Source organism: Collinsella aerofaciens (assembly GCF_040910245.1).
GTDB lineage: Bacteria > Actinomycetota > Coriobacteriia > Coriobacteriales > Coriobacteriaceae > Collinsella.
Window position 1 is genome coordinate 50242 of the sequence record NZ_JBDGAY010000006.1, and the last position, 16935, is coordinate 67176.

Genomic DNA, 16935 nt, shown 5'->3' on the forward strand with positions numbered 1-16935 from the left:
CAAAGTCCTAACGGATCGAAAGTTACAAGGTGCCAAAGATCGGCGCCAGATGCGGGGAACACCCGCGAGCATACAGCCCGCGGGCACCCCTCAATCAAAAGCTCTTAGGCCTGCACGGAAGCCTTGGGCTCGTCCTTGTACAGGACAAACGAGACGGCAAAGGAGACCAGCGCGGCAACCGCAAACATGATCGCGTACTGCACGGGCTGGGCCAGGCACAGCAGGATACCGAAGATACCCGTAACACCCGTGCCGGAGGCAGCCAGCGAAGTGAGCGCGCAGACCAGGGCACCGCAACCGCCGCCGATGCAACCGGCGATGAAGGGCTTAAAGAAGCGCAGGTTCACACCAAAGATGGCAGGCTCGGTAATGCCCATGAAGGCGGACAGGGCCGAAGGAAGCGCCAGACCCTTGATCTTGGCATCGCGGGTCTTAAAGGCAACGGCGAGTGCGGCGCCACCCTGGGCGATGTTGGCAGCGCTGGCGATGGGCAGCCAATAGGTCACACCGTACTGAGCGAGCTGGCCCAGATCGATGGCGGTGTACATCTGGTGGATACCGGTAACGACCGTGGGGGCATAGAACAGGCCGACGATAAAGGAACCGATGCCAAAGGGCAGGGTGAGCAGGGCCTGAATCAGACCGAGAATGGCGTTCTCGGCCCACACGAAGATGGGGCCGACGGCAACGAGGGTCACGAGCACGGTCACGAACACCGAGACGAGCGGGGTCACAAAGAGGTCGAACATCTCGGGAACGATCTTGTGCAGGCGCTTCTCGAGGAAGGCCAGAATAGCGCAGGCGATGACGATGGGGATAACGTGGCCTTGATAACCGACCCACTCAAAGCTGTACACACCGGGGATGACGTTGACCATGGTCTGCACGCCCTCGGAGGCAACCGTGTAGGCGCTCTGTAGCGAGGAGTTGATGAACGCACCACCGACAACGGCGCCCAGATACGGGTTGGCGCCAAAGGCCTTAGCGGCGGAGTAACCGATCAGGATCTGCAGAATGCCAAAGGACGCGCCCGAGACCAGGTCGGCAATCTTGTAGATAAAGTTATTGGTGTCGAGCGCGATAAAGCCGTTGGAGGCCATAAAGTTGAGGGCGCTCATAATGCCCAGCAGCAGACCCGAGGCCACGATGGCAGGGATGATGGGGACAAAGACGTCGCCGAGCACCTTAATGGCGCGCATAAAGATGTTCTGCTGCTGCGCCGCGGCCTCCTTGACCTCGGCCTTGGTGGCAGCCTCGATGCCACTGAGCGCGATGAACTCCTCGTAGACCTTATTGACGGTGCCAGTGCCAAAAATAATCTGGAGCTGGCCCTGGGCTTCAAAGACGCCCTTAGCGCCGTCAATATTCTCGAGGGCCTCCTTGTCAACCTTCGCGTTATCGGCAATCACCAGGCGCAGACGCGTGGCGCAGTGTGCGGCCGAAACAACGTTGCCGGCGCCACCGATGTTGTCGAGCACCTCTTGGGCTGATTTGCGGTAGTCCATGACTTCCCTTTCCTCCAACGGGTGCATGCGCACCCGACTACCTTTGACACTTACACTGTAATCGTTTTCAGTTTCATATGTCTGTAATCGTTTTCATAGTAGGGTGAACGGTAGGAAAAAGCCGGCGAATGGTAGTTTTACCGCAAAAACAGGGGCCTCAAAGGCAGGCAGACATGCCCAAAGCCTAGACATTCATAAGTTGATGGCCGAGTTTGAGCGTCTTGAGACCGCTCTCCCCCTCCACGCCATCGAGCGTGTTGAGCAACATATTGGTCGCCTCGACGCCACTGGTCAGGTAGCCATAATGCACGGTGGGAATGCCGCCCGTCAGCGCGCGCAAAAACGCGTTGTCGCCAAAACCGCTCACGCGGTGTATACCCTCGCCCATGCCGCGAACCTCATCGATGGCACGCAGCGCGCCCGCCGCCATGGTGTCGGTCGCGCACGCGATAAACGAAACATCGGGGTCGACGGAAAGCAGTTCACGCGCCGCACCATAGCCCGAGTCGAGCGTAAACGAGCCCAGGCGAATCAAGGCGGCATCGAGCGGGTTGCCCGCGGCGCGCAAGCCGGCCTCAAAACCGCGACGGCGGTCATAACCGGCCGCGCGGTCCTCTTCGGTAACTCCAATATAGGCAATCTTGCCGTCCACGCGACCCGCAAGCGCATGGCCCAGCTCAAAGGCGGCCTCGTAATCGTCGTGATAGACGCACGCCGCGCCCTCAACATTCTGACCGATCAGCACGATGGGCACACGGCACGATTCAATCGCCCGACGGTGCTCGTCGGTAATCATGGTTGCTACCAGCACAATGCCATCGACCGGATGGTTCTGGAACAAATCAAGATACTCGAGCTCGCGATCGGCCGCGTTGTCGGTATTGGCAAGCAGCATCTGGTAGCCACGGCGACCGAGCACCTGGCCAATGCCGGCGGTAATGCGGCTCACGGATTCCGAGTTGATCTTGGGCACGATGACGCCGATGAGCTTGGTGGAGCCGGTGCGCAGCGCGCGAGCCTGGCTGGACCGCACATATCCGGTCAGCTCAATCGCTTGCTTAATGCGCTCGGCCTTATCCGCCGAGATATACCCACCGTTGAGGTAGCGCGAGACCGCGGCGCTCGAAACGCCCGCCAGCTCGGCCACATCTTTCATCTTTACCACGAGCACCCCTGTCATTGAAATCGCTTTCACCATAATACCCGTGAAGACGGCCTGCGGACCAAATCGGCCCGCCCAGGTCAAGCAAACGTCAGCGAGCGCGCAGCCGCCGTGGCGAGGTGCCGCGAAAGAGGAGCGACGCGTACTTCATGTACGCGAGCGACGGTTTGAGCGGCAGATCGCCCGGCAGATGCGTGCGCAGCGTCGAGCGGTCCGGCGTTTGTTAAAACGCCGGAACATAGTTACCCGTGGTATTCGCCGTTATATTGGATCAATGTGAGGTCTTCCACGCCATCGAGCGCGCGGATGGCGTCGGCATAGGGCATATCCACACCGTCCGAGAACACTTCGACGGCCATCTCGACTTTGTCGCCGCGCATAGTCTTGGACTTGACGGTGAACTTGGTGCGCCCAAAGGCGCGCACGATATCGTCACCGGTGGTCTGGCCCGTGTAGTGAATGACCATCATGTACACGCGCGCCTTGTCCTGGTGGCTCGCGAAGCCGGCGATCATCGCCACGATGACCACCGCCGTGAGCCCCACGAGCGCATACATGCCGGCGCCCGCCGTAATGCCCGTGGTAATGGCCCAAAACAGATACAGCAGGTCGAGCGGATCCTTGACCGCCGTACGGTAGCGGACGATGGACAGAGCACCGACCATACCGAGCGAGATGACCACGTTGGTCGAGATCGCAAGCGTGACCATGCAGGTGAGCACACACATGCCCACAAGCGTCACGGCAAAGCTGCGCGAGTACACCACGCCGGTAAAGAAGCGCTTGTACACGCAATAGATCAGGATGCCCATGGCGAGCGCCACGAGCAGCGACAGGCCAATCTTGGAAGGGTCGACCTGACCAAACGCCTCCAAGACGGAGTTCTTAAAAAAGTCTCTGGTGCTCATGGTCTAAATATCCCCTCGGTTCTCAAAATCCGATTCCCAGTAGTTAAAGCCGCGCAAGTAGGCGGTCTTTTCGTAACACAGGCAGTACTTGGAGACCGCCGTGAGCTCCGCCGCGCCAGGCGGTACCATATCGCGCACCAGCTGCGGGCAAAACTCGGTAAATTTGACCTCCATCACCAGCTTGCCGGGCTCCAGCACGGGCAGCGCGGGCAAGGTCGCGTCAAAGATATCAAAGCTCCCCACCGCCGCGCGCACGTTCATGTCAAACGTAATACGCACGGTTCCTTCGTCCATCACCCACGGCTCACGCTCGTAATCCACAATGGTCCGCGGGCGCATCATATTGCAGATGCACTCGATGTAGAACTCACGGCAGAGTTGGTGGGGGCTCCGCAGCAAAAAATCGTAGTCGCCGGCTAGGATCTGCTCAAACTCGCCACGCGTGAGCGGCGCGTCCTCCTTGTAAATCCAGCTGCCGTACTTCTTTTTGCGCTCGAGCTTAATCGCCTTGTCGCTACCGTTATAGATGCGCACGCGATACTTTTTGCGCATGAGAATACCGGCATCTTTTTCCTCGTAGGCCGAGTTGCAGTAGTCGTCAAAATACAGGCTGCGGATGGTGTAACCGCCCGCCCGTGCATGCTTGTCCAGCTTAAAGACCGGCGACATGCGACAGGCAAGCGCGGCGTGCTCGCCCTCGTTAATGAGATATTTGAGTTCGTGGCGGTAGCGCTCCTGCGTAGCACGCGCAGGCGGGGCCGCCAGGCGCTCAAGCAGCGCGCTAGCCCTCCTCATACGTGTCCTCCACGACCTTACCGCCGTCTTGCACGTAGAAGCACTTCATGCCGTACTGCTTGCCGTCATCGGTCACGTAGTAGTCAAACGCATCTTGCGTATAGCCGTCGGAGTTGGTGGCGCGCACACGCACAAAGTACTGGCCGGTGTCGGGCGCGTCGCACGTCACCTCGGGCAGCAGCACGTCCTCGGCCTTAAAGACCACGTCGCTTATGGCATAGTCGCGCGCAAGCTCCACGGTATAGCGAATGTCGCGCGCCTTAAAGTCGTAGGACGCATCCCAGTTGATGCGCAGCTTACCGTTATCGATCTGCGGCACGCCAATGTAGAACGGCATGGGCTTTTTATAGCTCTCGCGAAAGCTCTTATAGTTCTCCTCGATCTCGGAAGGAATCGCCGCGGCAATCTGCTCGTATTCGTCCTTGGTCACGGGCAGGTTATCGAGGTCGGGCGCAGCAAAGACGAGCGGCTCCGTGACCTAACGATAATGCTCGACCATCTTGCTCAGACGCTCTTCGGTCAAATACGAGCGCAGGTCCTTGACGGCGCTATCGAGTTCGCTGCGGAACGACTTGCTGCGCAACGCGCGGTTAAACAGCACGTTGCCCCAGTAGTTGCTCACGCCGCGCTCCCAGCTCGCATAATCCGAGAACCCTGTCAGGCTCAACTCGAACTTGCGCAGCATGCCGTCGTTGTCCCAATCCAGGATGTACCAGACCTTGGAGTTAAGCGGGCTGTACAGATAGCAGTTACGGTTCTGCGTATCGCAATTGCCCGTCAAGATCTGAAACGCCATCCAATAGACCAGGTTCTCGGTATCGAAGTAGGTGTCGAGCACATCGTCGATCTTTTGCGTATCGTCGTTGAGCGCATGGAGCATCTCGATCAACTTGGTATGGTCCGAATCGCCCTTAATCTCGAGCATGCCCTCAAACGCCGTCTGGTTATAGTCGGGGTCATCGGTGAGCTTAATGGTGTCTTCGAAGCGATGGAAATCGAAGCTGTTCACCTTATAGAGATGCCCGCTCTTATCCAAACCGTGGGCCTTGAGCGCCGTCTTGTTGAGCTGCTCGACCTGCGTAAACAGTCCGTAGTCCTCAAAGGTGTCGTTAGATTTTTCGGTCTGGTCGCACACCCATAAGTGCACAAACTGCGTGCGCAGGCCCATCATCTGGGGAATGCCACGGATCAGATCGTAGGCCATCTTGTTACGAAAGCGCATGCCCTCGCCTATGTGCTTGTTGAGCGCAATCGCGCGCTGCTGGCGCCACGTGCCCTTGCCCTTTTTGAGCTCCACCTTGTAGTTCTTTTGCGTATAGGTACTCGACGTCTGACCGCGCACCTGCACCGTGGCGTTGGGTGCCTCCTCGCCATAGCCGACCTCGCCAGCAACGGGGCCCTTATCATCGCCAGGCTGCAGCAGGCCCATAACCTGATAGCGCGTCACGCCCATGTCGGCATAGTCGTAGACCGAGTAGGTATTGATCTCGGTCCAGCTATGATCGGTATTCTCAGAGCTGTTGCCGCGAGAGACCGTCAGGTACATGCATACGATGCCCGAGTCGTCGTAAACCTCGTACAGCTCGTCCTTGTCGCGAAGATGCTTGATCTCGCTAGACGCATCGGCCTTTTTAATCTTGTCCTGCTTCTTGGTCTTTTTTGTCGAGGATTCGTCCTGCGAAGAGCAGCCCGAAAGCAGCAGTGTGCCGGCAGCCGCCTCAATCAAGCGGCGACGCGATATCATCCTATCGGTCATCAGGACCTCCCCAACGATTGCGATACACACGGACCACCGTGCGCTCAAACGCACCATGCGGCTCGCCCTCTAGACGCAGCTCCTCGTAGCGCTGTTCGGCACGGTCGAGCAAGCAGCCCAGCTCCGTAAAGCGACCCGTCTTGTCGGTCGCCACAATGGGCTGCTGACTCAGGATACGATACGGCAAGTTGGCGGTATAGGTATCGAGCCGCATGAGCGCCACAACAAAAAACACCGCCGCGCCGAGCAAAAAGCCAAAGCCATAAAACTGCTGCGGAAAGAACAGCGAGACGATGGTCGCCAGCCCCGCCACGCCCGCGAACAGCCCGGAGGCAAGCACGGCGCCCTTGTAGTCGGTAAAGTACAGCAAGATGAGCATCACCGTATTGCCCACGGCATACAGGCCATAGCCCACGCACAGCGTACGGAAATACCCGTGCATCAGATTGTTGAAGCCCAGTGGCAGGGCCGAGAGCACCGTGGTCTCGAGCGAGATGACCGCTGCCGTCACAAACAACTGCTTGAGCGCGCAAAACCGCAGCTCCCGGTTGAGCGTGGCGAGCATTTCCTCCTCGGCCACCACGATGTCGCCCACCACGCCGCCGTCGTTAAACAGGCTGTAGTAGTCGCGGTAGCGCGGATAGAAGTTAACCTCGACCGACACCACAAAGTTGACGGTCGTGACCAGAATGGTCAAAAACGCAATGAGCGCCGGCACATCGTGGTAGGGTGCGCCATAAAACAAGCCCTTGACCTGCACGCCAATGGGGCCGGCCCAAATAATTACCAGATGTGCAAAGAGTCCCAGGTTGGTAAACAGGCCCGTGAGTGCCAGCGGCATAAACTGATCGAGCCAGCGCAAAAAGAGCCAGGGGCTACGTTCGCTCTGAGGAAAATACCGGTACAGCAGCACCACGTCCCAAGCGAGCATCACACCGTAGCCCAGGGCGATCGAGGCCAGCAGGCCCTCGACCGGCGGCAGCCCCAGTGCCAGCGCGGCCAAGGCACACAGGCACGCCACGCCAATGGCTGCGGCAAAGCTGCACAGAATACCCCGGTAGTCCTTAATAGCGGTGAGATAGCTCATGCCGTTCCAGTTGACGATCATAATGTTGAACAGCCACAGGCACAGCAGCGCCTGCATAAGCGTAGCGCCCGAGAACAGCAAAAAGACGCCGTAGAGCACCGTGCCCACAACGAGCATGATGGCATTGGAGCCCCAAAACGAGGGCAAAACCTCTTCTTCGCGCTCGGCAAAGAGCATGTCGGCCAAAAAGCGCGTGACCGGCATGGAGAAAAAGCTCGTGAGCGTAAGCGACGCCAGCAGCGTATAGGTCACCATGCACACCAGCAGATCCTGGTTGGCGCGTCCCACGCCCCACAGACCGCACAGCACCAAGATACCCACCTGGAGCAGCACGCCCAGCAGCATGGGGCCCGTGCACACAATGCCGGCGTAGCCGTAGGCGCGCATCGTGGCAAACAGACCCTTGCGTCTAAACAGGCGCTTGAGCTCAAAACCGATTCCGGCCATCGGCTACACCTCCTTCTTGGGCAAATTGAACGCGCGAGCCGTCTCGTCGTACAGCGCGCGATAGTTGGCGAGCATCTGCTCGTGTAGGTAGTAGGTCGCCACGCGACGCTGGCCGCGCTCCCCCATTTCCAGGCGGCGGGCACGGCTCGCGCACATGCGCTCCATGGCATCGGCCAAGCCCTTGCGATACATAGGCGGGGTCACAAAACCTGCCACGCCAAAGTCGTCGCCCGGGGCGCCCTCGAGCAGCTCGCGGCAGCAGCCCACTTCGGTCGTCACGCAGGGGCGACGCGCGCCCAGCGATTCCAACACGCTCAACGGCTGGCCCTCCGAGATGCTCGTCAAAATGGTAAAGTCGAGCTTTTCCATGTACTCGACCACATTGACGCGACCGGTAAAGATCAAGTCACGCACGCCCAATGTCTCCACCAGCGCATGGCACTCGGCGCCATATTCCTCGTCGTCCACGCCGCCCATAATGTGCAGGCGCACCTTGGGCAGGCGCTCGTGCAGCTCAAAGAAGGCATAGATCATGGTCTTAACGTCCTTGATGGGCGCCAGGCGCACCACCGCGCCAATGTCCACCCAGCCGTCATCGGGCTTTAAAGGAATGTCCTTAAAGCGATCGAACTGGATGCCGTTGGGGATAACCAGACATTTTTCTGCATCGCATCCCATGTCGATCTGCGTTTTGCGCGCATTGTGGAACAGACTCGTCACGCGGAAGGCGCGGCGGTAGATCTCCTCCGAAAGTAGGTAGAAAAAGCGGATCCAGCGGTCCTTAAACGACGGCACCACCCAGTCGGCGCGAATGATCTCCTCTTCGCGCTCGCGCGTGTAGATGCCATGCTCGGTCAGCAATGCCGGTGCGTGATTCATGCTGGAGCCCAAACTTGCAAGCAGACCGCCGTAGCCGGTCGAAATTGCGTGATACACGTCGGCCACCGGAACCTCGCTGCCCAGTAGATAGAGCACGGGCAGCAACATCGAACGCATGGTGTGGAAGGCATCGGCGAAAGGCGTATACGGGTACTCGGCCAGGCACACGTCGCGGAAGATGTCCATAAACGTGCGGCTCTGCAAAAATGAGAGCGGATGCACGTGGCGGCGCTGGAAAATGTCGAACAGCACGTCCCAGTCCGGATTGGAGAGCGAAACCAGACGGCGCAACGCCTCGCGCTCGCGGTCGTCGAAGTCGACTTCCTCCTGCTCGCCCGAAAGACGCAGAGCATCGTCCAGGAACACCTCGTGCACCTCGACGACGTTGCCGGGCAGCTCGTAGACAAACTTGCCGCGGTCTTCGGCGTGAGCGCCAATCACCCACAGCACAAACTCGTGCTCGGGCATGGCCATGATGTAGCCGTGCATCCAGGTGGACACACCGCCGTGCACGTAGGGGTAGCAGCCCTCGAGCACTAAGCAGATTCTCATCGGTCGCCGCCCTCCTTGCGCCCAATCGTCACGGTCTTGTCCGTCGCTTTGACTAGGTACAGGTCGCCCGTCAGGTGTTTAATCTCGCCACCGGACACCGTACCCGGCTCGCCGTTATTGGCGCGGAACATAAGCCAAGCCTCGTCGTGGAAGTTGCCCAGGTTGAGCGTCCAGGCATCATCGCCCGTATCCACGCTCACCGTCACGGACGAAAAACGCTGAATGGCACCCGAGCATTCCGAACCCGTCTGGTGGCGCAGGTCGGGCGCAGACTTGGTAAGCCAGTCCAGGTAGTCGGTCAGGCCGCCCTTGTAGACCTCCCAGCCCTCCTTAGCGCCGCGATCGGGATCCAGCAGGTCATCGGGATGCATAAAGTGAGTACTCACGTAGTGCATGTTGAGCTCGGACACCGCGGCCAGACGCATATAGGTGTCATCGACCATGCCGCCCGAAACGATACGCGGCTGCTCCACGATGCCATCGCTCGCCACGCCAAATTCCTGCACGTAGGGCAGGTCGGTTCCGTCCTCAAAGTACGTACTGGCAATGGTCTTAATGCGCGGCACGTCCTCGCCAATAATCTTGCGGGCGCGGGCCGAAAGGATATTCGACGGCGGCACGTAGACCGAGCCGTGCGCGTTGGGCAGCACCTCGTCCTGAAAGGCGACAAGCTCGTCGAGAGACGCGACAAGCGTCTCCTTGTTCTTCCACGTCTTGTAGTCGTACAGCGTGCCATAGTCGGTGTCCCAGAGCGCCAGCGGCTGATGGTTGTAGCCATGAAAGCCCAACTCACCGCCCATCTGCAGCAGCATGCCGCCAAAATAGCGGAACTGCGTGGTATCGGCCTGGCGCGCGGGCTCGGTTTGGTTGACCACGTCCTCGTAGTTTTCGATCATCACGCCGGTATAGCGAATGTCGTATTGCTGCGCGAGCTTTTGCAGGTCGGGCCACCACACCTTGGCATAAAAATCGGCGATAGAAAGGCCGTAGTCGCGTTTGATGTACGTGCCGTCGCCCGAGGGAACGGGGCTCGGGAAATCGTCCAGGTAAAACACCGCGCTATTGATGACCGGATAGGCCGTGGCATCGCCCAACAGGCTCACGGCCGCGGTATAGAAACCGCGCATGACCTTGTTGTAGATACCGATATTGCACACCACGGTACGGCCGTTGCCGCAATCGCTCGACCAAATAAGCGGAGTACCCGTGTCGCCGGTTTTAGCCCACACGTGGGCCGTCTCACGCAGCGAAACCGAGAGCGACGAATCGAAGGGATCCGATAACTCATAACGCTGGCCACCGCCGATCATAAAGTCCTTGCTCGGCACGATGCTCTCCGCCGTCGCATATTCATAGCCGGCAGAATCGATGCCCAGTTTGGGACCGATCGCCTGCAGATAGCTCGAATTGTCCGGTGTCATGGCGAGCATCAGCGAACCGCCGGCGCTCACCCAGCTCATAATGTCGCTCAAGTGCGTACCGAGCCCATCGATCGAAGGCATCAGTAAAATCACGCGGTCGAAGGATGTGAGGGAAGGAATCGCATCAACACCATCGGTGGCAATATCCACATCGCGGTGGGCAATTTTCATGTCGAGCAGAATCTGGTTAAACTGCTCTTTGACGTCCTCGACGCCATCTTGGCCCGAGTCGGTAATAACCAAGCACGTGGGCTTTTCGCCAAACATCGCCGAGCTTGCCGGCACCGCGTCGTTGGCAGCGAGCATGCCCAGCTTATGCTGCCCGGCGCTGTACTGCACGCCGGCACGCTCGATCAACAACACGGCGGCCATGGCGATAAAGACAGCCCATACCACGAGCAGGCCTATCCAGCGAAAATGGCCCGCACGCTCGCGGATATGTTGCACCACGCTCATCGGGCCTCCTCTCCTTCACGCCAAAATGACAACCTCTCGCGGTTCTCGGCGCTCAAATACACATGCTGCCTGTCAATTGCGTCGATTACACGCCGTACCGCCTGCCCATCGCGACGAATCACAGCCAAGCGCAGGCAGAGCATCCACACGTCCTGCTCGTCTGACGCATCGATCACCAACTGGCTAGCGACGTCCTCTGCCTTATCAATCTCGCCGGCATCGGCCAGCGCCGTGGCATAGCGAATGCGCAGCGCAGACCCGTCCTCACGCTCGCAACGACGCGCGAGCAAGCGTGCATACTGTTGACGCTGAATCTGTGCCACGCGGCCCTCTGCCAAACCCGAGTCCAGATAGTCGCCCAAATAGTCGCAATACGCATCCAGGTTATGCGAGCTGGGATCGGTCTTAAACGCGCGCTCCAACTGCTGCAGTTTAAGGTCGGACTCCTTGGAAATCTGCGCCACCGCCGTCGCGGCATAGTGCGCGACCTCAACATCGTCGTTGAGTTTTGCTGCCTGCAACTGTGCCAGGTACGCATCCGGATCCTCGGTAAGCATGGATAGCATCAGACGGCGGCGGTCGCCCGGGTCGTTGACGATCAGCGCTTCCTCGAGCGGCACCACGCCATCATCGCCCTCGCGCCCCTGCACGAGCAAACTGCGATGCATGTCGTCGTTAATGCGCAGCGTCTCCAGCGAGGCGTCCTTAAGGTCGTCACCGAACACCGCGCTACGCACCGAGAGCAGTGCCACGAGCAACGGACCCCACAGCGGTACGAGCACCATCACGGCAAGCATGTGCCCTCGAACCGGCAGCAAGCCCAGTTTCATAAGCGTCCACAGCACCAAACACACCAGCGCATGAATTAATAGCAGTACGGCAGCAACGGCAAGCGAGATCAAGCGGCCTCCCCCTCACCGTTGCCAGCGGGCGCAATGCACTGCAGCAGGGCCACAACATTCTCGCTGTCGACGCGCTCCACCGTAATGTGCTTGGCGGCCAAGCGCGCACAAATAACGGGAAGGTCGGCCTCGGTTGCCTGACGCATGAGCAGGTAAAGTGTGTCTCCATCAACCAAGCCCGCAGCGTCACTCTCGCGAATCGTCGATCCAATGGCGCCGACCAGCTCGCCAACAGGCTCCATGCCCGGCACCACGCGCAGGAGCAAGAAGCTCCCCATCTTGTTGTCCGCAAGCGCTTGCTCGGCGGCAAGCTCCCGGCCAAAGGCATCGTGGTTGAGCACGCACGTGCCGGCAACGCAGCGCTTATCCTGCGCCACGGCCTCGTAATCGAAGGCGCGTCCCAGCGCGCTTTCCACCAGGCCGCACAGGATGCGGAACAGGTTTTGGTAGTACAGGGTCATTTGGCTTTCGGCCACATGGCGCACAAAGATCAACACGGCGGGGGCTCCATCACGCTCGATCGCATAGCCAAACATCGGAAGCCCCGACGTCAACGCACGGTTCACCCACAAACCCGAGATCGCACCTTTGAGCACGGGCGCAAGATCGTCGAGCGATAGCGAGCGCGGAACATCGTTGGAAATCGCCGGGCTCGCCGCTACCAGGCGCGCAAATGCCCCGCCCGAAACATGGTAGATTGTCACCGAATCGTTCTCGAGAATCTCGCCCAGCAGCTCGCAGCACTTGCGGTATATATCGCGCGGGTTGAGTACGTCGAGCTCCCGCGTCACGGCAAAGATCTTGCCAAAACTGTCGTGGCGCCCCACAATCTGTCGCTTATAGGCACGCTTGTCCTCAATGGCGTCGCGATAGAGCCGCGTTAGAAACGTGTTGCGGTTTCGCACAAGCTCGTTCTCGTCACGCTCCGCCTTAACGGCCTCGCTGTTGCGCAGCTGTACATAGCCGCACACGGCGCCCACCACAAAGTACGCAATAAACGGCAGCCAATTGGAAGGCTCGTAAAACAGACCCTGAAAGGTGTAGCCGTACAGGGCAAAATAGCTCATGGCCAGACCAATCGACGCCAGCAGTGCGGCAACCAGGCCAAAGTCGAGCCCGTAGAGCGTGCCAATCAGGACCACATAGAGCAGACGATAGTCGAGCACGTTGAGCTGGGCAGATTGGGAGAACAGATGCTCCAGAACCTCGAACAGTACCCATGCGAAGCCCGTCTCCAGGCATTTAATGGGCAGAGTGCGCAGCTGAATGCGATCGATGGCTGCACGCAAGGGATTGGCCTTTTTGGTGCGGGTGTTAGCCCAGCGGGCGTGGATGGTCGAAAGGTCGCGCAGCAGGTCGTAACGCTGAAACCAGCCATAGCGTTTGCGAGCGGCATCGCCTGCGGGCAACGCATAGCCGGTCGACTCTCCATAGGCAACAGACAGCCCGGGGAACAGGCCCTGGAGCGCGCCGCCCAAGTCGCCCGTTGTGCGATGGAAAGCATCTGCAACATCGAGCGTCTCAAAGGTCGCATCCCAACTATCAAAGACGCGATGCACCAGCACCGCTAGCTCCTCCGCGCACAACAGGGGAAACGGCGCGTCCGCGGCACCTTGGAGCGCGACCGGCCCGGTCGAACAGGCTTCGAACAGCGGCACCAAGAAGGGGTCGTTGAGCGCCGCGGATGCTGTATAGAGATAGGGAGTGCACAGGATCTTGGCCTGGATGTCGTCTTGAGAGGCATAGTAGCGGCACAGGTCATTGGCCGCGCGGGCGATAATGCCCTTGCCAGTTTGGGTGGCAGCATCTGTGGCATTAGGGGCATCGTCGGCGCTCGCCGCGCCACCGGTACGTTCCGCGCCCGCAGGCCCCGCTACAAACAGCAGCTGCACACGGCGGCCCATACAGGCACGAAACACCGAGCGCAGCAGCTCAATGTCGCCAAAAGTCTCGGTATGCGGAGTGAGATAAGTAGAGAGGTAGACCACGCGGTCGAACTCATAAGCCTGGTCCAGGTGGCGCAGCAGCTCTTTCCACGAGCCGTGGGACGATGACTCGCGCTGCGCATCGTCGGCAGCTACAACCTGAACATGGTCACCGGGAAACGCCTTGGCACAAAAGTCGTCGTCAACATACGCGGTATTGCCAACAACCAGCACCTCCATGACGCGTCCCTTCCCTTAAATTCCGCTTTTGCCATAGTCAAACATGCGTATTGTACGCTGTCAACGCAAGCCGAGGCGCCTTTAAGGCTGTGTTAAGTACTTTTTTGAGGATGAGGGGCAAACAGAAGCAAATCGAACAGGGCGGCTCACGGCACCTTACCGTGAATCGCCCTCAATCGTTGTACGGTTAATCTCGAGGTTTTAATCTGGAGCTTTAATACCTCGATAGAATCTCATCTCTATTATCTTTGAGATACTCGTCCAAATCCGGCACAGTAAATTGAACATAGCCCCTCTGAGGCGCCTGGATTACTTCTCGTGAAAGCAGCTTGGCCCTAACAGAACTCAGCTCACTCGTCTTTTTACCAAGGCGTTTGGCTAAATCCGATGTCTTGGATTGCCTACTATCCTCGCACATGGCATACAGGTAGTTGATTTCATTACGGGAAAGACCAGAAATTGCAGGCTCGTGAACCACGTCGTGGAAACGCGCTTCGGCGAGTAGGATACCTTCATCAACATCGCGCTCAGTAACGAGAGTTGATTTCTCCCGATGAAGGTTGGCGCGCTGCCAGATTGAATACCCAACAAGTTGAACTAAATACGCATAACCTTTTGTTGCTCTCGCCGCTTTTGATAGCAAATCCCCGTCGAGAGAAAGACCGGTCGCGTTAAAGCTATCACTCAAAGAAAGTGCAATCTCGATTTGATTGATAGGAGCAAGGTCTTCAGGAACCGCGCGGCGAAGAAAAGTAAGTGCCTTGCCGTTAATGAGATCCATAACGCCCGATGGCAATCCGGCAAAGGCAAGAGCGATGTTGGCTTTCTCCCCAATGAGTAATTGAACTGTTGAGGCAATAATGCGCATTTCCTCAACTGGGGCATCTTGGACTTCATCAACAGCGATAAACAGGCCCTTTGAGCCCTGTGCAATCTGCTTTAGTTTTGCCCGAAGGCTCATTTCGCTTGAAGAAATGTCCAACTTGGCAGAAGCAATACCAACGTTAACGCCAAGCGAAGCGGAGGAAAAAGTCAGTTGGTCTTGAATCTGCTCCATAAGATCGTGCGACAAACGCGGACCAGCCGAAACAACAACGGCCTTCCAACCCAGTTCAATCGCTCGGTCGCGCAGATCGCAAAGAAGAACCGTTTTCCCCGACCCGCGCGGGCCTGTAATTCGCATAAGACGTGCGGGGGCGCCAACGCCGGACATGAGACCCTCCACGAACTCGAGAGAGATATCATCACGACCGATGATTCGAGGAGGCTCCGCACCGGCGGTCGGACGAAATGGATTGTAGAACTTGGCTTTGTCCATAACCAGAATCCTCAGGCAAACGTCGCTTATATAGATTTATAAACTAGTATATATGTATATATAGCTTTATAAGCGGCTATACAATCGATAATGTAAAGAGAATTCATTGAATTAGGGGATACATTCAGGCAAAACTAACCCAACGAAACAAAAATGTGGAAATAAATGCTCAATCGTAGCCAGACGATCACCAACGCCGATCCTGCACGTGCAATAAGCGCAGAGATGGCCCTGCTCCGCAAGCAAGGCCTCCAGAACTTCTCGCTTGCTCTCTCCGAGCAACGCTGTGTAATTAAACGTCGTATCGGGGGTATTGCGTATGACCCTCTTGGAACAAATCGAACAATCGAGCCGCCTCTTCAGGTCGAGAGAATGCTCCCAGGACGGTGTTGAGAATATCCCCGGCATCGCGTCCACGCGTTTCCATAGCAGGCACCGTTGCAGCGTCCTCTCCAAGAATGCGGATGTTACCGCGAGGTACCGACGCCACCACAACAGGTGAATGCGTTGTAACTAAAAACTGTACGTTTGGAAATATGCGAACCAGGTCCTCGAGAATCCGCGCCTGCCAGCGGGGATGCAAATGAAGGTCAATCTCATCGATCATAACAACAACGTATGGCCAACCACTTCAGACTTCAATTGTGCAGAGAAAAATGGGCAGGAGATAAGGCCTTTCGAGTCAGCGTTAGTGTAAGGATGTCGATGGCTAACCGCCAAACGCAAGCGGCCCCTGTCTTAGAATCTGGAATTGCTACATAACTCATAAATCGTGGAGCCCGCAGAAACAGAGTAGCTCAACTTCGCATTTGTGGACAAAAAAGCCCAGCAAAAGCTGAGCTTATTAAACAAAAGGTGCTCCATGGCGGATTCGAACCGTCGACCTTGGGATTAGAAGTCCCCTGCTCTATCCAACTGAGCTAATGGAGCAAATAACCACACGCCAAGCAAGCGCGAGCCCGCCAAGCGCAAATAAGTATAACCTACTTGAACTGTTCGCGGTATGCCTTGCATACCTCATCGACCGGGCCGTCCATACGAAGGTCGCCCTTCTCAATCCAAATGCACGCTGGCAGATGCGCGCAACCATACCCGAAGAGAAGTTCTTGAGCGGCATGTCGACAAAGTTCTGCAGCTCAACGAACTCGATAATGCCATCAAAGTCGGCATCGATATATTCCTTGGTATAGCCGACTAGCGCAACGTTCAAATAAATGTTCTCGCGTGCCGTCAGCTCGGGATCAAAGCCAGCTCCAAGCTCAATCAGAGGTGCAATGTTGCCATGAACCTTAACGCTGCCCTCGCTAGGCTCGAGCACACCAGCGATAATCTTGAGCATCGTGGACTTGCCGGAACCATTAGTACCGACCAAGCCCACGACCTCACCGCGGTGAATATCAAACGAGATGTGCTTAAGCGCCCTAAACTCCTCAAAGAACAACTCATGCTTAGCGAGCTTAATAAAACATTCTTTGAGGCTGGTCAGCGAGTCAGACGCCATGTTAAAGATCATGGTGGTGGCGTCGGCCTCGACAGCCAGAGGCTGCTCGTTGTTATCAACAACAGATTCAGTCATCACAGC

General features: G+C 57.8%; 14 protein-coding genes and 1 tRNA gene. All 15 read right to left on the minus strand.

Annotation, left to right across the window (positions count from 1 at the left end; genetic code table 11):
* Window positions 1-104: 104 nt before the first annotated feature.
* The 15 genes from AB5Z20_RS03675 to AB5Z20_RS03745 all read right to left on the minus strand — a co-directional run bounded on the left by AB5Z20_RS03675 (window position 105) and on the right by AB5Z20_RS03745 (window position 16929).
* Window positions 105-1505 carry a PTS transporter subunit EIIC gene (locus tag AB5Z20_RS03675; protein WP_368156272.1) on the minus strand — a complete coding sequence of 467 codons (1401 nt, stop codon included), beginning with the start codon at window positions 1503-1505 and terminating at the stop codon, window positions 105-107.
* A gap of 184 nt (window positions 1506-1689) precedes the next feature.
* The gene (locus AB5Z20_RS03680; RefSeq protein ID WP_368156326.1) at window positions 1690-2661 is read right to left on the minus strand and encodes a LacI family DNA-binding transcriptional regulator; all 972 of its coding nucleotides are present in this window, start codon (window positions 2659-2661) and stop codon (window positions 1690-1692) included.
* Between the two features lie 248 nt (window positions 2662-2909).
* Window positions 2910-3575 carry a DUF4956 domain-containing protein gene (locus AB5Z20_RS03685; RefSeq protein ID WP_368156273.1) on the minus strand — a complete coding sequence of 222 codons (666 nt, stop codon included), beginning with the start codon at window positions 3573-3575 and terminating at the stop codon, window positions 2910-2912.
* Window positions 3576-3578: 3 nt separating this feature from the next.
* Window positions 3579-4370, minus strand: a complete 792-nt coding sequence (locus tag AB5Z20_RS03690) for a polyphosphate polymerase domain-containing protein (RefSeq protein ID WP_368156274.1) — start codon at window positions 4368-4370, stop codon at window positions 3579-3581.
* A complete protein-coding gene (locus AB5Z20_RS03695; RefSeq protein ID WP_368156276.1) occupies window positions 4357-4800 on the minus strand; it encodes a hypothetical protein in 444 nt (147 codons plus the stop codon). The genes AB5Z20_RS03690 and AB5Z20_RS03695 overlap by 14 nt, the downstream gene beginning before the upstream one ends.
* Window positions 4801-4848: 48 nt before the next feature.
* A complete protein-coding gene (locus AB5Z20_RS03700) occupies window positions 4849-6126 on the minus strand; it encodes a CotH kinase family protein (RefSeq protein ID WP_368156277.1) in 1278 nt (425 codons plus the stop codon).
* On the minus strand, window positions 6116-7660 hold the full coding sequence (gene pelG / locus AB5Z20_RS03705) for an exopolysaccharide Pel transporter PelG (RefSeq protein WP_368156278.1): 1545 nt from the start codon (window positions 7658-7660) through the stop codon (window positions 6116-6118). The genes AB5Z20_RS03700 and pelG overlap by 11 nt, the downstream gene beginning before the upstream one ends.
* A gap of 3 nt (window positions 7661-7663) precedes the next feature.
* Window positions 7664-9091: a GT4 family glycosyltransferase PelF gene (gene pelF, locus AB5Z20_RS03710; protein ID WP_368156279.1), complete on the minus strand. Its 1428-nt coding sequence runs from the start codon at window positions 9089-9091 to the stop codon at window positions 7664-7666.
* Window positions 9088-10968 (minus strand): DUF2194 domain-containing protein, encoded by a 1881-nt coding sequence (locus tag AB5Z20_RS03715; protein WP_368156280.1) that lies wholly within the window; start codon window positions 10966-10968, stop codon window positions 9088-9090. The genes pelF and AB5Z20_RS03715 overlap by 4 nt, the downstream gene beginning before the upstream one ends.
* On the minus strand, window positions 10965-11870 hold the full coding sequence (locus AB5Z20_RS03720; protein ID WP_368156281.1) for a hypothetical protein: 906 nt from the start codon (window positions 11868-11870) through the stop codon (window positions 10965-10967). Before AB5Z20_RS03720 ends, AB5Z20_RS03715 begins: the two co-directional genes overlap by 4 nt.
* Window positions 11867-14035 (minus strand): hypothetical protein, encoded by a 2169-nt coding sequence (locus tag AB5Z20_RS03725; RefSeq protein ID WP_368156283.1) that lies wholly within the window; start codon window positions 14033-14035, stop codon window positions 11867-11869. Before AB5Z20_RS03725 ends, AB5Z20_RS03720 begins: the two co-directional genes overlap by 4 nt.
* Before the next feature lie 214 nt (window positions 14036-14249).
* On the minus strand, window positions 14250-15353 hold the full coding sequence (locus AB5Z20_RS03730) for an AAA family ATPase (protein ID WP_368156284.1): 1104 nt from the start codon (window positions 15351-15353) through the stop codon (window positions 14250-14252).
* A gap of 292 nt (window positions 15354-15645) precedes the next feature.
* Window positions 15646-15960, minus strand: a complete 315-nt coding sequence (locus tag AB5Z20_RS03735; protein ID WP_368156285.1) for an AAA family ATPase — start codon at window positions 15958-15960, stop codon at window positions 15646-15648.
* Window positions 15961-16209: 249 nt separating this feature from the next.
* Window positions 16210-16283: transfer RNA gene (locus AB5Z20_RS03740), tRNA-Arg, on the minus strand.
* Complete coding sequence (locus AB5Z20_RS03745; RefSeq protein ID WP_368156287.1) at window positions 16261-16929, minus strand: ABC transporter ATP-binding protein; 669 nt, start codon at window positions 16927-16929, stop codon at window positions 16261-16263. The genes AB5Z20_RS03740 and AB5Z20_RS03745 overlap by 23 nt, the downstream gene beginning before the upstream one ends.
* Window positions 16930-16935 lie beyond the last annotated feature (6 nt).

What these genes read in the sequence shown, in the direction of transcription:
- pelG (WP_368156278.1), bottom strand. Translation starts at nt 7,660, where the DNA reads ATGGCCGGAATCGGTTTTGAGCTCAAGCGCCTGTTTAGACGCAAGGGT.
- AB5Z20_RS03690 (WP_368156274.1), bottom strand. Translation starts at nt 4,370, where the DNA reads ATGAGGAGGGCTAGCGCGCTGCTTGAGCGCCTGGCGGCCCCGCCTGCG.
- AB5Z20_RS03735 (WP_368156285.1), bottom strand. Translation starts at nt 15,960, where the DNA reads ATGATCGATGAGATTGACCTTCATTTGCATCCCCGCTGGCAGGCGCGG.
- AB5Z20_RS03680 (WP_368156326.1), bottom strand. Translation starts at nt 2,661, where the DNA reads ATGAAAGATGTGGCCGAGCTGGCGGGCGTTTCGAGCGCCGCGGTCTCG.
- AB5Z20_RS03675 (WP_368156272.1), bottom strand. Translation starts at nt 1,505, where the DNA reads ATGGACTACCGCAAATCAGCCCAAGAGGTGCTCGACAACATCGGTGGC.
- AB5Z20_RS03725 (WP_368156283.1), bottom strand. Translation starts at nt 14,035, where the DNA reads ATGGAGGTGCTGGTTGTTGGCAATACCGCGTATGTTGACGACGACTTT.
- pelF (WP_368156279.1), bottom strand. Translation starts at nt 9,091, where the DNA reads ATGAGAATCTGCTTAGTGCTCGAGGGCTGCTACCCCTACGTGCACGGC.
- AB5Z20_RS03730 (WP_368156284.1), bottom strand. Translation starts at nt 15,353, where the DNA reads ATGGACAAAGCCAAGTTCTACAATCCATTTCGTCCGACCGCCGGTGCG.
- AB5Z20_RS03700 (WP_368156277.1), bottom strand. Translation starts at nt 6,126, where the DNA reads ATGACCGATAGGATGATATCGCGTCGCCGCTTGATTGAGGCGGCTGCC.
- AB5Z20_RS03745 (WP_368156287.1), bottom strand. Translation starts at nt 16,929, where the DNA reads ATGACTGAATCTGTTGTTGATAACAACGAGCAGCCTCTGGCTGTCGAG.
- AB5Z20_RS03715 (WP_368156280.1), bottom strand. Translation starts at nt 10,968, where the DNA reads ATGAGCGTGGTGCAACATATCCGCGAGCGTGCGGGCCATTTTCGCTGG.
- AB5Z20_RS03685 (WP_368156273.1), bottom strand. Translation starts at nt 3,575, where the DNA reads ATGAGCACCAGAGACTTTTTTAAGAACTCCGTCTTGGAGGCGTTTGGT.